This window comes from Streptomyces sp. NPDC088097, from assembly GCF_044741845.1.
Lineage (GTDB): Bacteria > Actinomycetota > Actinomycetes > Streptomycetales > Streptomycetaceae > Streptomyces.
Window position 1 is genome coordinate 249,361 of the sequence record NZ_JBIUTJ010000008.1, and the last position, 13,272, is coordinate 262,632.

The 13,272-nt window shown below is 71.5% G+C and carries 14 protein-coding genes; 8 read left to right on the forward strand and 6 right to left on the reverse strand.

What is annotated here, in order from left to right; translation table 11 throughout:
• The first annotated feature begins 1 nt into the window (after position 1).
• On the forward strand, positions 2 to 556 hold the full coding sequence (gene tpg / locus ACIOD1_RS23555) for a telomere-protecting terminal protein Tpg (RefSeq protein ID WP_365622650.1): 555 nt from the start codon (positions 2 to 4) through the stop codon (positions 554 to 556).
• A 163-nt stretch (positions 557 to 719) separates the two neighbouring features.
• On the opposite strand, the gene ACIOD1_RS23560 is transcribed toward tpg, so the two are convergent.
• From ACIOD1_RS23560 to ACIOD1_RS23575, 4 genes are all read right to left on the reverse strand, one after another.
• Entirely contained in the window at positions 720 to 1,097 is a 378-nt protein-coding gene (locus ACIOD1_RS23560; RefSeq protein WP_365622652.1) for a DUF6009 family protein, read from the reverse strand.
• A gap of 180 nt (positions 1,098 to 1,277) precedes the next feature.
• Entirely contained in the window at positions 1,278 to 2,885 is a 1,608-nt protein-coding gene (locus ACIOD1_RS23565; protein ID WP_401904420.1) for a phage/plasmid primase, P4 family, read from the reverse strand.
• Positions 2,882 to 3,958 (reverse strand): bifunctional DNA primase/polymerase, encoded by a 1,077-nt coding sequence (locus tag ACIOD1_RS23570; protein ID WP_401904422.1) that lies wholly within the window; start codon positions 3,956 to 3,958, stop codon positions 2,882 to 2,884. Before ACIOD1_RS23570 ends, ACIOD1_RS23565 begins: the two co-directional genes overlap by 4 nt.
• Positions 3,959 to 5,198: 1,240 nt before the next feature.
• On the reverse strand, positions 5,199 to 6,101 hold the full coding sequence (locus tag ACIOD1_RS23575; RefSeq protein WP_401904442.1) for a ScbA/BarX family gamma-butyrolactone biosynthesis protein: 903 nt from the start codon (positions 6,099 to 6,101) through the stop codon (positions 5,199 to 5,201).
• A 268-nt stretch (positions 6,102 to 6,369) separates the two neighbouring features.
• Between ACIOD1_RS23575 and ACIOD1_RS23580 the strand changes: the two genes are divergently transcribed.
• Together ACIOD1_RS23580 and ACIOD1_RS23585 are read left to right on the forward strand one after the other, a co-directional pair.
• On the forward strand, positions 6,370 to 6,990 hold the full coding sequence (locus tag ACIOD1_RS23580) for a ScbR family autoregulator-binding transcription factor (protein WP_365622657.1): 621 nt from the start codon (positions 6,370 to 6,372) through the stop codon (positions 6,988 to 6,990).
• On the forward strand, positions 6,987 to 7,961 hold the full coding sequence (locus tag ACIOD1_RS23585; RefSeq protein ID WP_365622659.1) for an NAD(P)-dependent oxidoreductase: 975 nt from the start codon (positions 6,987 to 6,989) through the stop codon (positions 7,959 to 7,961). Before ACIOD1_RS23580 ends, ACIOD1_RS23585 begins: the two co-directional genes overlap by 4 nt.
• Here the strand turns inward: ACIOD1_RS23585 and ACIOD1_RS23590 are convergent.
• Entirely contained in the window at positions 7,941 to 9,200 is a 1,260-nt protein-coding gene (locus ACIOD1_RS23590; protein WP_365622661.1) for a transposase, read from the reverse strand. The genes ACIOD1_RS23585 and ACIOD1_RS23590 overlap by 21 nt on opposite strands.
• A 282-nt stretch (positions 9,201 to 9,482) precedes the next feature.
• Here ACIOD1_RS23590 and ACIOD1_RS23595 point away from each other — a divergent pair, with 282 nt between their 5' ends.
• The 5 genes from ACIOD1_RS23595 (at position 9,483) to ACIOD1_RS23615 (ending at position 13,060) form a co-directional block, all read left to right on the forward strand.
• On the forward strand, positions 9,483 to 10,103 hold the full coding sequence (locus tag ACIOD1_RS23595) for a TetR family transcriptional regulator (protein WP_401904426.1): 621 nt from the start codon (positions 9,483 to 9,485) through the stop codon (positions 10,101 to 10,103).
• Positions 10,100 to 11,005, forward strand: coding sequence for an AfsR/SARP family transcriptional regulator (locus ACIOD1_RS23600; protein ID WP_365622665.1), 906 nt, complete (start codon positions 10,100 to 10,102; stop codon positions 11,003 to 11,005). The genes ACIOD1_RS23595 and ACIOD1_RS23600 overlap by 4 nt, the downstream gene beginning before the upstream one ends.
• 81 nt (positions 11,006 to 11,086) lie before the next feature.
• A complete protein-coding gene (locus ACIOD1_RS23605) occupies positions 11,087 to 11,671 on the forward strand; it encodes an RNA polymerase sigma factor (protein ID WP_365622679.1) in 585 nt (194 codons plus the stop codon).
• A complete protein-coding gene (locus ACIOD1_RS23610; RefSeq protein WP_365622667.1) occupies positions 11,668 to 12,489 on the forward strand; it encodes an Ada metal-binding domain-containing protein in 822 nt (273 codons plus the stop codon). Before ACIOD1_RS23605 ends, ACIOD1_RS23610 begins: the two co-directional genes overlap by 4 nt.
• A gap of 25 nt (positions 12,490 to 12,514) precedes the next feature.
• Complete coding sequence (locus ACIOD1_RS23615; RefSeq protein ID WP_365622669.1) at positions 12,515 to 13,060, forward strand: methylated-DNA--[protein]-cysteine S-methyltransferase; 546 nt, start codon at positions 12,515 to 12,517, stop codon at positions 13,058 to 13,060.
• Positions 13,061 to 13,134: 74 nt separating this feature from the next.
• Here the strand turns inward: ACIOD1_RS23615 and ACIOD1_RS23620 are convergent.
• The coding region (locus tag ACIOD1_RS23620; RefSeq protein ID WP_365622681.1) for an adenosylhomocysteinase at positions 13,135 to 13,272 on the reverse strand (138 nt) is incomplete at its 5' end.

Consider the following 13,272-nt stretch of genomic DNA (forward strand, 5'->3'; position numbering starts at 1 on the left):
CATGCCCGAGATCTCCGACGGCCTCACCAAGGCCGACGAACCGCACTTCACGCGCCCGATCCCCAAGTCGGCGGGTGCCCAGGTCCGCTTCCTCGTGAAGCAGCTCAAGTCCACCAAGGCCGTCGCGGCCGCGCTCGGCGTCTCCCCGCGCACGATCGAGCGCTACGTGAAGAACCAGATCAGGCAGCCCAAGCCGGAACTCGCCGGCCGGCTGGCGGCCGAGGTGCGCCGCCGCTGGCAGCCCCTGGTCCGCAAGCGCGCCCGCGACCGGGCGGCCCGCACCACGGGCCTGGTCATCGAGACCCGGGCCCGCTTCGGCTTCACCGCCGCCCCCGGCACCACCGACGACGGCCGCATGCGCCGCATCACCCAGCACCTCCCCCCGGAGTACGCCCAGCGCCTCTTCGCCGCCCAGCAGGCCGGCGCCACGGAGGCCCAACTGCGCCACCTCACCGCCGAAGCCCTCCAGGAGATCTACTTCAAGGACAACGGCGCCCGCGCCACGAGCCTCCTCGTCGAGTTCACCGACATCGACTACGTGGACTTCGCCTTCTAGACGGAAGGACCGAGGCAGGGACCGAAGGGACTGAAGGGACTGAATTCCGCCATTAGGGAAAGGCTGATTTCAGTCACTCCGACACCACGCCACCAACTCCCCACCCCGAAAAACCGCAGGTCAGAGCCGCCCACCCCAGAAGACAGGGACCGGAGGGACTGATTCAGGCAACTGTGGGCGTGGAGAGGCCCCGCTGTGAGCGCTCGGTCTTACGGCCGACCTGGCGCGGCTCGATCGTGCGCGGGTCGACGGCTTCGCCCGGGGCGCCCTCCCGGTAGAGGCCCTCCGGTTCGGCGTCCCGGTCGTGCGGCAGCAGGTAGAAGACGCGGCGCTTCTGCAGACCGCTGTCCGGGTCCGCCTCCGCCGTCTCGCCGAGCTCGGTGAAGCCGATCATGCGGCCGTCACGGTGGTAGCGCGGCTTCCCCCGGCGACGGGGGGTCTTGTCCAAGGCCTGCCGGACGTAGTCGAGTGCCTCGGGGTCCTCCAGCCAGACCACGTTGATCTCGTGGGCGAGATCGCTTGCCGTCAGGAGCGAGCTCATGGCCTGGGTCCTTCCTCGTACACGTCGACCCTCGCGGGCCCCTGGTCCACCCGCGCCTGGAACGGCGCCGGTGCCGGTATGCGGCGGGCCCCGGAGGGTCCTCGCCGGCTGGTGGATCTGCTCATCGTCCTTGTCCATCGTAGGCGTGCTCGTCCCGGGGCGGCAGCACGCGTCGTCCCGTCACGTCGCGCTTGCCCTGTTCGCGTCGCGCGCATCCTGCTCCTCGTCGGCCAGAAGTCCCAGCCCGGGGTAGAACTTCTGACCGTTCGAGCGGAGCATCTCGTTCGGCGAGGCGACGCCCACCTCGGCCCGAATGCGTGTGGCGAACGCGCGGGTGGTGGCGGGGCGCAGGCCCTCGCCGTCGAGGCACCAGGCACTGTAGGCGCGGTAGAGGGCCCCCTGTTCCACCTTGAGGTCCCGCGGATCGGGCAGGTCCGCTCCGGTGGTGCAGCACTCGCCCAGGAACCGTCCGATGTGGTCCTCGGTGGTCGCGTAGGCCTGGGTGGCGGTCCTGACGACACTGGGACCGGTCAGGGGCGGCTTGCCGGCCAGGTAGGCCTTGGCCCCCTGGATCATCCAGTGCAGGATGCCCGGGCCCTCCTCCTGGACGAGCGCCTCCGCCAGGTTGTCGATCTTCCGGTGGTCGGGGACCACCTTCTCGAAGGGGATCAGCCGGATCCTGCGCCAGAAGGCGTGGCCGCCGGTGCCCACCTCGGGGCGGTGGTTGCCCAGGAGCCACAGCTTGTGGGTCGGCTCGAAGCTGAAGAAGTCCTGCCGCATGCGGCGCGCCTTGAGGCGGTCGCCGCCGGTGAGGAGCTTGACGCGGGCCTCGTCGAACTTGTCGTGCGGCTTGAGCTCGCTGCAGACGAACAGGCGCCTGCCGTGGAGTTCGGTCAGCTCGGTGGAGTGCTCGTTGAACTTGCCGCGCTCCATGAGGAAGCCGGGCGGGGCCACGTCCGCGTAGTCCCCGAGGATCTTGATGACCACGTCGAGCAGGGCCGACTTGCCGTTCGCGCCGACACCGTAGAGGAAGGGCAGCACCTGGCCGCCGACGTCGCCGGTGATGGAGTAGCCGAGCAGGAGATGAAGGAAGTTGATCATCTCCGTGCCCTTGTCGTCGTCCCCGAAGGTCTGCTTGAGGAAGGCGTGGAACCTGGGCGTGGGCATGGCCTCGGGCGCCAGATGCGTGGCTCTGGAGTGCAGGTCCCGGGTGGGGTCGGGCTTGTGCAGGTCGCCCGTGCGCAGGTCCACGACCCCGGCCGGGGTGCACAGGGCGTACTTGTCCCCGTCCAGGGTGTCGGGGTCCAGGGCGAGTCCGGGCGAGGCCTTGGCCTGGGTGAGCATGGCCTTCACGCCCGAGGTCGACATGGTGCGCTTGCGGTGCTGGGCGAGTTCCCGGTCGGTGAACAGGCCCCGCGGGTCGTGGGCGGGCAGGTCCTCGGCCATGTCCCCGGCGGCCCAGATCGCCGCCTTCTCCCCGCCCGTCCGCTTCCACCGGTACTCGTCCCAGACGTACCAACCCAGTCCCTCGACGTGCCGGAACCTGTTGTGGTGCAGGTGCGCGAACAGCTTGGCGTTGCCGCGATCGGTGAGGTTGTGCAGCAGACCGGCCTGGATGAAGTCGTTGCCCGCCACGGCCGCGGGCGCTCCGCTCTGCTGAGCGGGCAGGCGACGGCCCGACGGTGCGGTGTCGGTGGTGGTCGCGAACGCGGCGGTGTCGGTGGCGAACGCGGCGAGCTGTTCCGCCGCCGCCTGGGCGTTGAACCCCGTGCTTCCGGCGCTGCTCATGGGCGTTCCTTGGGGTTGATCGGTCGGTCACGTCCGGCGCGCAGCCCCGCTTCGACGATGAGGGCGTTCCGGCGCGGCTGGTGGGGTCGTGCGTGATCTGCGGCTTCCAGGAGCGTCTGACGGGCGTCCGCCTCGACGAGGTGGCCCGTGGCGGCCAGTCCGCCGGCGGTGAAGGCGGCACGGTTGAGCTTCTCGCTGAAGGCCGTTCCGGAGGGACTGGCTCCGCAGGCCCGCACCTCGTCGAGCAGGGAGGCGACCAGGCGGGGGCCGCCGCGCCGCGTACGGACGGCCACGGGGCCCGGCGCGGGCGCAACCGCGGGGGCGGGGGCGGAGTCCACGGTGTGGCCGGTACGGGTCAGTTCGGCGCCCAGCCACATCGGCAGGGGCGCGGGGAGCCGGGCTCCGGGGACGGGCCGGTAGGCACCGGCCTTCGTACGCGTCGAGGGTGCCACGATGTAGCCGCCGACGGCCCTGACGTCCACCTGCCAGGCGAGCGCCACCTTGGACCCGGAGCCGCTGGAGCAGCGGAAGCGCGGGGCTCCCACGGGCATCCGGTACCAGACGTGCATGCCTCCCGACGGCGTGCGCACGCGCAGGGTGGAGGCGTCCTCGCAGGGGTTGGGCCGCGACCTGTACGCCGCCAGGAGGGCCAGCGTGTCGAATCCACTGGTGAGTCCCGTCAGATCGACACGCGGGTCTATGGCGATGCCGGGCAGCAGCGCCTGCCGGTCGGGAAGGGGTGCCTCGTGCGCGTCGACGTCGATGACCACGAGCCCCGCGGGACCGCAGGCGACCCCGATGCCGAAGTCGGGTTCCGTCCGCCACCACCGGCTCAGCGTGGGCAGGTCGGTGGTGGCCGCGTGGAAACCGTGGCACCAACCTCCCCGGGCGTGGCAGGGGCACTCGCTCGCGGGGTGGCGGCCGTCACGGCAGTCGGAGCAGTTCGGCGCGGGCGTCTTGGTCCCCGGGGCCAGGGGGTGCACAGGGTAGCCCTGGCGGGCCATCCAGGCCGCCACGTCCAGTGTCGTGCCACCACTCACCTCTCGTGGGAGGTTCTCCGAATGGACAGGCACTGGCTCTTCCTTGACGCGATGTGAGGGACGACTGCTCCTGTTCCCCGTGCTGTTCTCCGAGGTGCGCGCTGACCTGCGGCTCAGGGACCAGAGGGACTGAAGATTCACTATGGCGGAGATTACCGCAGAGTCCAGGGAGACTCAGGCCCAACATCTGCCGTATCGGGAGTTCAGTCCCTTCAGTCCCTCTGCAACTAGAGTTCTCGCCTTGTTTGGCCGGAAAACTTCTTGCGCGAGCAGGGCTCGACCCGGGCGTGTCGGAATCTCTCCTTCCGGTCCCTGGACGCCTCCGCCCGCCTTCCGTGGTGCCTCGACCCCTCTTCGGCCGTCCCTCGGGCCTGGCTTCCACCCCCGATTCTTCGGTCCCTGAGGGCACTTTTTCGAACGCCGAGAACAAATAGGGCATATGGCCTCCCCACGGGGCTGCTGGACTGAACTCGCCAAACTCCGCTTCAGTCCCTGCCCCTTCAGTCCCTGAAGAAAGATGCAGGTCAGAGACATGAAAAATGAGAGACAGGGACTGAAGGGACTGAGAATCAGTACTTCCACTTCTCATGCGGGTGGGTGTATGCGCGTACGTAAGAAGGATCATGGTGTGTTCATGTGGGGCTCATAACTGGGAAATTTAGTCCCTTCAGTCCCTGCCGATCCGAGCCCAGCCCGCTGACCAGCAGGTCTGGGCAGTGACTGAAGGGACCGGGACTGGAAGGGACTGAACGGCCTTCAGCACCTGTTCGGGGGGAGCGGGTACCGAGGGAGGGGGATGTTCGACCACCGGCGCGCGCCACCGGGGGTGGGGCGGGAGGGGGCCCGAGGGGCCAGGAGGGCTCGTAGGGGATCTGGAAGCCCTCCCGAGCCCACGGGGAGCCCCAGGAGCCCCCGGGGCCCGGGAAGAGTCCCTGGGAGCCCTCAGGGGCCCCTGAGGCGCCGTACGGGTCGTCAGGGCGCGCCGTACGCCCCGCCGTCGGCCCAGAGGCCCCTGAGGCACGAGGACGCCCGTCGGGCCGCGGGTACGGCTCCCCCGCGCTCGGACCGGTACCGAGACGGTGGAACCACGCGGGCCGACGGGCGTCGGGCGGGACGTGTCGTGGAGGGCCGGTCCCGTGTGGGGCGGGACCGGCGGGGAGCGTTGCGCCGGCGGCTCAGGGGCGGCGCCGTGCGGGAGTCGGACGCGGGAGGCGGCCCGCGTCAGTCCCAGCCGACGTCGCCGGCCTCGGGATCGCGCCGGACCGCCGCGCTCTCAGGCATCGGCCAGGGGCGCCGTGGTCACACGGGCCCGGAAGGCGACGTCACCGTTCTGACGGCCGGTGATGAGGGTGAGCGAGCTGCCCTGGGCGTTCATCGACAGGGGTTCGGCCTCGATCCAGCACGGGGAGTCCAGCTCGACGTACCGGGTGAAGGCCGAGTCGAGGCTCAGCAGGACGGTGCTCTCGGGCGCGCAGACGGCCTGGGCGGCCTGCCGGGCGGCTTCGAGCAGGAGCATCCCCGGGGCGTGGTCGACCGGGTGGTCGAAGAGGATGGGGTGCGTCGGGTCGACGCGGAGCTGCCAGCGGTGCGGCTCGTCGGCCGGGGAGAGGACGACGTCCTCGGCGCGGTCGCGGCCCACCAGGTGCGGTTCGACCGGCGGCAGCTGCGGGAGGCTCGCGACGAGGGCGAGCGGGTCGACGCCGGCGAAGGCGCCGCGCAGTCGTTTGTAGATCAGCGGGGTGTGGCAGGCGAATCGTGCCTCCGCGCTGCCGAGCAGGGTGTTGTCACGCAGGATCAGCACGTCCAGAGTGGTCGCGCCCAACCGTTTGCCCCGTAGGACGGTGTCCCGGCTGCGGATGCGCAGTTCGATCTCGGGGGGTGTCATCTCCGCCCGTAACGCCTTGCGGTTGATCCGCAGGTAGATGTGCTCCCAGCTCTGGACGTGTCCGAGCGGTACGTCGAAAGCGGTGTGGGAGAGCAGCGGGATGGTCTGCCGCACGGTCTCCGACGCGAGCATGGGGTCGATCAGGCCGCCCCGTGGTCCGTAGAGCGCGTGCCAGCGCGGCCACTGTGCGGACACCCGGTACGATTCGGGCCCCAAGTTGGATATTTTTGTCAAGAACACCTCAGCCAGCGCGGCGCGGTGGACGTACTGCCGGGGCACGGTGCTGGTCAGGGCCGATGTGGTCGGCTGTGGAGCGTCGGTGTCGGGTCGACACCACCCCCCGGCTCTCTGACGGGCCGCGAACTCTCTGCTGGACTGGTTGCCAGGTGGGGGAGTCAGTTCGTTCAACGTCGACTCCGTGGCAATGGCGCGCATGAGGGAGTCTCCTTCTCTTGGGAGAGCGCGGATCCTGACCGGTTCGATGCCTTGGTGGAGCGTTGCTTGAGCTGCAAAGATAGAGGACGCTCTTTTTGTTGTCGAGGGAATTGCGAGGTTGACCATGTCCCAGCCCGAACGCGCAGCCAGGACCAGGCAGATCATCGTCCGCGCGGCGGCCGAGGTGTTCGAGGAACACGGGTTCAACGGGGCCCGTCTCACCATGATCACGAAGCAGTCGGGCTTGACCATGGGGGCCATCTACTTCCACTTCGCGTCCAAGGAGGACATCGCCCGCGCCGTGATGCTCCAGCAGGGCGACGAGCTGCGACTGCCCGACGGCGAGGACGGTCTGCAGCGGCTCATCGACATCACGATGTACCTCGCGGGCCAGCTCAGGGTGAACGCCCTGCTGCGTGCGGGTGTGCGACTCGCGGTGGAGCAGGGGGCGTTCGGGATGCGCGAGGACGCCGCGTACCGGCGCTGGGCCGAGCAGTTCCACGCCCAACTGACCGCCGCCCGCGCCCAGGGCGACCTGCTGCCCGAGGTCGACGAGGCGGACCTCGCGCAGCTGCTCGTCAGCGCGTACAGCGGTACGCAGTTGCTGTCCGAACTCAGCAGCAGCAGGGCCGACCTGCCCGACCGCATCCTCACCATGTGGCGCTACCTGCTGCCCGGCGTCGCCACGGCCGAGGCCCGCGTCAAGCTGCGGCTGAACACCGAGTTGGCCCAGAAGTCGGCATGAGTGCCTGGCGGGTCGTGGTCACCGGGGCCACGGGCTTCATCGGCGGGGCGGCCCTGCGGGCGCTGCACCGCACGCCGGCGGGCCCCGACGGCCGCCCGGTACGGATCACCGCGCTGCGGCGCCGGGAGGCGCCCCAGGGCGCTCCGGGGGACCGAGTCGAGTGGGTCCGGGCGGACCTGGCCGAGCCCGAGGGCCTGGTCGGGGTCTGCGAGGGCGCCGACGTCCTGCTCCACCTGGCCTCGTACATCGGCCCGGAGCCGTTGGAGGGCGAGCGGATCAACGTCCGGGGCGGCGGGGCCCTGATGGCGGAGGCCGTGCGCGCCGGCGTCCGGCGCGTGGTGCAGCTGTCGACCTCCGCCGTGTACGGGCCGGGGCCGCACCACGGGATCGAGGTCGACGGAGTGCCGCCCGCCCCGGTCTCGGCCGCCAGCCGTACGCGGCTCGCGGCCGAGGGCGCGGCCCTCGCGGCGGGCGGGCTCGTCCTGCGGCCCGGGCTCGTGGTGGGCGCCGGCGACCGCTGGGTGGTGGCGGCGCTCGCGGAACTGACGCGCCGGGTACCCGCCCGCTGGGGCTCCGGGGAGGCGCTGCTGTCCATGGTGGACGTCGAGGACCTGGGCCGCCTCCTGGCCGCCCTGGCCTGCGGCCCGGCCGACCCGCCCACCGCCGTCCACCACGCGAGCCACCCCGAGCCGGTGCGCGCCTGGGACCTCATGGACCGGCTCCGGCGCCACCGCGTGCTGCCGCCGGTGTCGGAGCAGTGGCCCTGGGAGACGTGCCTGGAGGCCCTGCGGCGCAGTCCCGGGCGGATCGGGGAGCGCCAGTTCGCGCTGCTGGCCACCGACCACTGGTACCGCAGCGAGGAGGTGTGGCAGGCCGCCGGCTGCGCGCCGGGCCCGGGGGTCTTGGCCCGCCTCGACGGGGCGGCGCCCTGGTACCGGGAACACCTGGGCTCAGGAGGTCAGCCGGTCTAGTTCGGCGAACGGGCGTGTGACGTGTCCGGCGTGTCCGGCGGGCCCGAGGTGTCCGGCGTCCCTGGGATCCCATGGGTGGGGGTGTCCGGCGGACGCCGACATCCGGTGCCACGCGTAGGCGGCGGAGACCAGGGTCATGTGGTGGTGCCAGCCAGGGAAGGAGCGGCCCTCGAAGTCGAGGAGGCCGAAGTCCTCGCGCAGGGACTGCATCGCGGTGTTCGTACCGGCCTGCGTGCCGACCAGGGCCAGCAGTTCGTCCATGCCGCCGTGCACGAGGTTGGTCACCCAGACGCGGGCCGGCTGGGCCCGGTGGGGATTCCACTTGGCGAGGAGCCGAAGGGTGTGGTGGGTGCGCGGAAGGTGCACCGGCCCCGACAAGGTCCACAGTGCGGCTCGGACCCGGCCGGAGCGCGAGGGCCGCAGCCGGGCCGGTCCGCCGCGCTGGAGCAGGTGGTCGTCGACGCACAGGCGGTTCGCGGAGGACAGGGCGCGGGCGTGGCGCTGCGGGCCCAGGTGGGGGCCGGCGTGCACCAGAAGGTTGTCGGGGACGGCTACGAGGAACTTGTGGCACCGGCTGCTCAGGCCGTTGACCAGGGCCACGGGATCGGACAACTCCCGGGCGTCGGTGACCACCGGAGGCGGCGGCTGTTTCCAGTGCGTGGTCAGCGCGTCGACCTGCTCCAGCGCCAGTGCCCACAGCGGACGGGGATCGCCGGACTCCGGTATGCGGGCGCGCCGGCGCAGACCCGGGTCCTCGCACCAGTTCTCCGGCAGGTGCAGCCGCCAGTCGACCGGTACGTCCCCGCAGCAGGTCGACAGCATCATGCCGATCCCCACCTGGCAGTTGATGACCCGGCCGGCCGCCGCGTCGAAGCGCCGGTGCACCCCGACGGAATGGTCCCCCCGCTTGGGAGCGACCACGGGGGCCAGCGTCCAGGCCCGCACCGAGGTCCGCTCCGCCGTCCAGTCCGCGAGCGCGCGCCGGGGCGGGTCCCACGCCCAGGGGCTGGCGCTGACGAACTGGTGCAGCGACTGCGGGGCCGTGGCGGTGGCGGAGACCGCCTCGGCCATCCGTCTCACCGACTTCTTGCCCGGGGTGCCGAGCAGCCCCTTGAGGTAGGTCTCCGCCCAGCGTCTCTGGTCCTGGCGCGGGAGGTGGCCGAAGACCTCCTCCGTGAAGGCGGTGATCGACGGATGACGGGACTGAATCCGCATGCGCCTCGTGCGGTGCGCGATCATGCACGCTCCCCCTGCTGGTCATCACTGACAGCTGATGCAACCAAGCATAGCGAACGCTCTCTATGTTCTAGAGTGGTGTGAAGCCCCTGGAACGGCTTTGGCAAGTCGTCGCCCTTCCCGCCCCGTGCGACATCGCGCCGCATCTTTCCCAAGTCGGTGTTGTGCACCGCGCGACAGAGGTCGCAAGGTGCTCCAGCGACCCGGGAACGGCCCTTGTACCGACTCGATCGGAGGAAGTTCATGGTGCAACAGCAACGAGCCGTGCGGACTCGTTCACTTCTCGTGCAGGCAGCCTCCACCCAGTTCGACCGCGCCGGGTACGAGGGGACGACGCTGACCCAGATCAACAAGATGGCCGGCATCTCCATGGGCGCGCTCACCTTCCACTTCCCCACCAAGCAGGCCCTCGCCGCGGCGGTGCAGGAGCAGGGCCGCGCCGTCGTGCGCGACGCCGTGGCCGTCGTCGTCTCCCGCCCCCGCCCCGCCCTCGCCATCGGAGTGGCCGTGACCGTGACCCTGGCCCGATTACTGGAGGAGAGCGTCGAGGTGCGCGCAGCCGCCCGGCTGGCCCGCGAATGCCCCCTCCCCTTACCCCCCTCGTCCCCCTCGCCCGTCTGGTCCGTCGAGTGGATGCCGGTCCTGCACGACCTCTTCCGCCGCGCCGGAGAGGAATCCGGCGAGGATTGCGGACTGCGCCCCGGCAGCGACCCCGAGGCACTCACCGCCCTGGCCGCCCACCTCGTGGCCGGCGCCGAGATACACATCAGGGGCCACGGACGCAGACCCCCAGGCAGCTTCGACACCGGAGCCGGGGCCGTCGCCCAGCTCGCCCAGATCTGGCGGGTCGTCCTGCGCGGCCTGATCGTCAAGAACGTCAGTGAATACGAGCAGGACCTCGTATGAACACCGACGCGACCCGCACCCGCACCCTCGCCCCGCCCGGCCCCCCGGACGACCCCTGTACGTCGGGGGCCCCGTACCGGCCGGGCGGCGAAGGCCACCCGACGGCCGACTCGGCCGTCCAGGTCGGCGTACTCGGTCCCCTGTCCCTCGTCATAGACGGCGAGGACCGCACCCCGAGCGCCCCCAAGCCCCGCCAGCTGCTCGGGCTGCTGATGCTCAACGCCAACCAGATGGTCCGCGCCACCGAATGCATCACCGAGCTGTGGGGCTCCCAGCCGCCCAAGACGGCCATGTCCACCCTCCAGACCTACGTGCTGTACATACGCCAGATCCTGCGCAGCGCCCCCGCCGACCGCAGCTACAGCCTCGTCACCCGCAACCAGGGCTACCAGCTCGGCGTGTCACCCCAGGCCAGCGACCGGCTCCGGTTCGAGTCCCTGGCCCGTCGCGGTCGCGAGGCCTCGGCCGCCGGGGACCCCGCCCGCGCCTCCCGCCTCCTCGGCGAGGCACTGGCGCTGTGGCGCGGCCCCGCCCTGGCCGACGTACCGGCCGGCCCGCTCAGCTCCGCCCACGTGGTGGAACTGGAGGAAGGCCGCCGGGGCGTCCTGGAACGCCGGGTCGAGGCGGACCTCCAACTGGGCCGGCACCGCGAACTCCTCGTCGAACTCGACGCCCTCGCCGCCCTCCACCCCACCCACGAGAACATCCACGCCCAGTACATGCTGGCGCTCCACCGCTCCGGCCTGCGCCCCGAAGCCCTCGGCGTGTTCCACCGGCTCCGCTGCCGACTCGGCGACTCCTTCGGCATCGAACCGGTACCCCGCCTGCGCCGGCTGTACGAGGCCATAGACGCGGACGACCCCGTGCTCGGCGTGCCCGCCGGCCCGGTCGGGCCGGCATGAGCCGGGCCCGCGCCGGCGGCCGCACCCCGGCGCCCTGCCGCATTCAGCAACCCTTTTCCCGGGGACGGTGTTTCGTTAGTGATGGACAAGGTGCCTGAGCAGTTGACCGAGCTGCTGGCGACGGATCTGGACGACGGTTTCACGGAACTCGTCCGCGTCCACGCCAGGGGCGTACACGCGTTCCTGCAGCGTGTGTCCGGGTCAGCCGCCGAGGCGGACGATCTGGGACAGGACACGTTCTTGCGTGCCTACACGGCGCTTCAGACGTACTCACCGCAGCGACGGCGTGAGCTGCGTCCGCGCGCCTGGCTGATGACGATCGCGGCGAACGTCTGGCGCAACCACGTCCGCAGCAGCGTGCGGCGGCCCGTGTCCGTCATGCGCGTGGACGATGCCGAGGACACGTGGTGCGACACCGACCCGGGCCCGGCGGAGCGGGCCCTGAACACCGACGACCGGGGCCGGCTGGTCGCGGCGCTGTCGGAACTGCCCGAGCACTACCGGATACCCGTGGTACTCCGGCACGTGGTCGGGATGAGCTACGCCGAGGTGGCCCAAGTGCAGGGTTGTCCGGTAGGAACGGCCAAGGCACAGGTCTCGCGCGGAATGGGAGACCTGCGCCGGCTGCTGACACCGGAGGAGGAGCTGAAGGAGGTGACTACGTGAGCGGAAACGATCAGGACGGGCCACCGGCACCCCAGGTGACGGACGGCACGGGCGACGGGCTGGGCGCACCGCCGGTTCCGGCGGACTTCGCACTGCGGGTCCTGCAACGCGTGGGCATCCCGCGCGAGCGCTACGACACCTACGTCCGCATGGACACACCCGCGGGCGTCCTGTTCGTGGCGTCCGGGGCGGACCGCGTCACCGGAGCCGCGCTCGGGATCGCCGGACTGACGTCCGAACGGTTCGAGGAACTCCACCGCAGACGCACGCACCGGTCGGCGATTCCCGCCCTCAAGCCCTTCCCGCGGCTCGCCACCGCACTGCGCACCGGCCGCGCCAGGGGCCTGCCCCTGGATCTGGGACCGGTGGACCCCCGCGAGGAGAGCGTCTTCCAGGCCGTCCGGGCCATCCCCGCCGGCCAGCTGCGCCCGCTCTCCTGGATCGCCCGGGAGGCCGCGCTGCCGCCCGAGCGGGGCATCGAGGAGATCGCCGGGATCCTCGCCCGCAACCCGTTCGTCGTGCTCGTGCCCTGCCACCGGGTGACGTACGAGAACGGCACCCCGTGCGACGCCGCGTACCTCCAGGTCACCGGGGACGCGCTGCGCCGGGCCGAGGGCATCGACATGTCCGAGGTGCACCGCTGGTCCGGCAGCGGCGCGGTTTTCCTCGGCAGCGACACCACCCACATCTACTGCCACCCCACGTGCGCCCACGCCCGCCGCATCACCCCGCCGCACCGGGTCCCGTTCGCCACCGCGCACGACGCCCGCCGGGCGGGCTACCGCGCCTGCAAGAGCTGCCGGCCCCTGCCGGCCTGAGCGTTTCCACGTCCGAGGAGCCCCCATGCAGAGCCCCCGCCGCGCCGCCCCGGCGCACATCGCGCTGACCACCCACTCCACGGCCGTCGGCGAGCTCCTGCTCGCGGCGACCGACCGCGCGCTGGTGTACTGCGGATTCCAGGACGCCGAAGTGGTGCGGCAACGGTTCGCGCGCGCCGGTCTGGGCGAGGTCGCGCCCGGTGAGCAGACCCCGGAGCAGACCGAGCTGCTGGCACGGGCCCGCGTACAGCTCGACGCCTACCTCGCCGGCGAGCGGCGCGACTTCTCGCTGCCGCTGGACCTGTCCCTGGCGACGCCCTTCTCCAAGGAGACGGTCCAGGCGCTGGACGCGTTCGTTCCGTACGGCCGCACCGCGACGTACGCGGAACTGGCCGGTGAGCTGGCCCGGCCCCGAGCCTCCCGGGCGGTCGGCACGGCCCTGGGCGCGAACCCGCTGTGCGTGGTGCTGCCCTGCCACCGCATCGTGGCCTCCAACGGCGCCCTCGCCGGGTACGCGGGCGGTCTCACCGCCAAGCGCTACCTCCTGGAGCTGGAGCAGCGGGCCGCCTGAGCAGGCCGCCCCCCAAGACCGGGGCGCCAGGTCTCGTTCCCCCGTGGCCTGGCGCCCCAACTCCGTTCCCCGGGTCAGTAGCGGTAGTGGTCCGGCTTGTACGGGCCTTCCGTGGGGACGCCGATGTAGGCGGCCTGCTCGGGGCGCAGGGTGGTGAGGCGGACGCCGAGGGCGTCGAGGTGGAGGCGGGCGACCTTCTCGTCGAGGGCCTT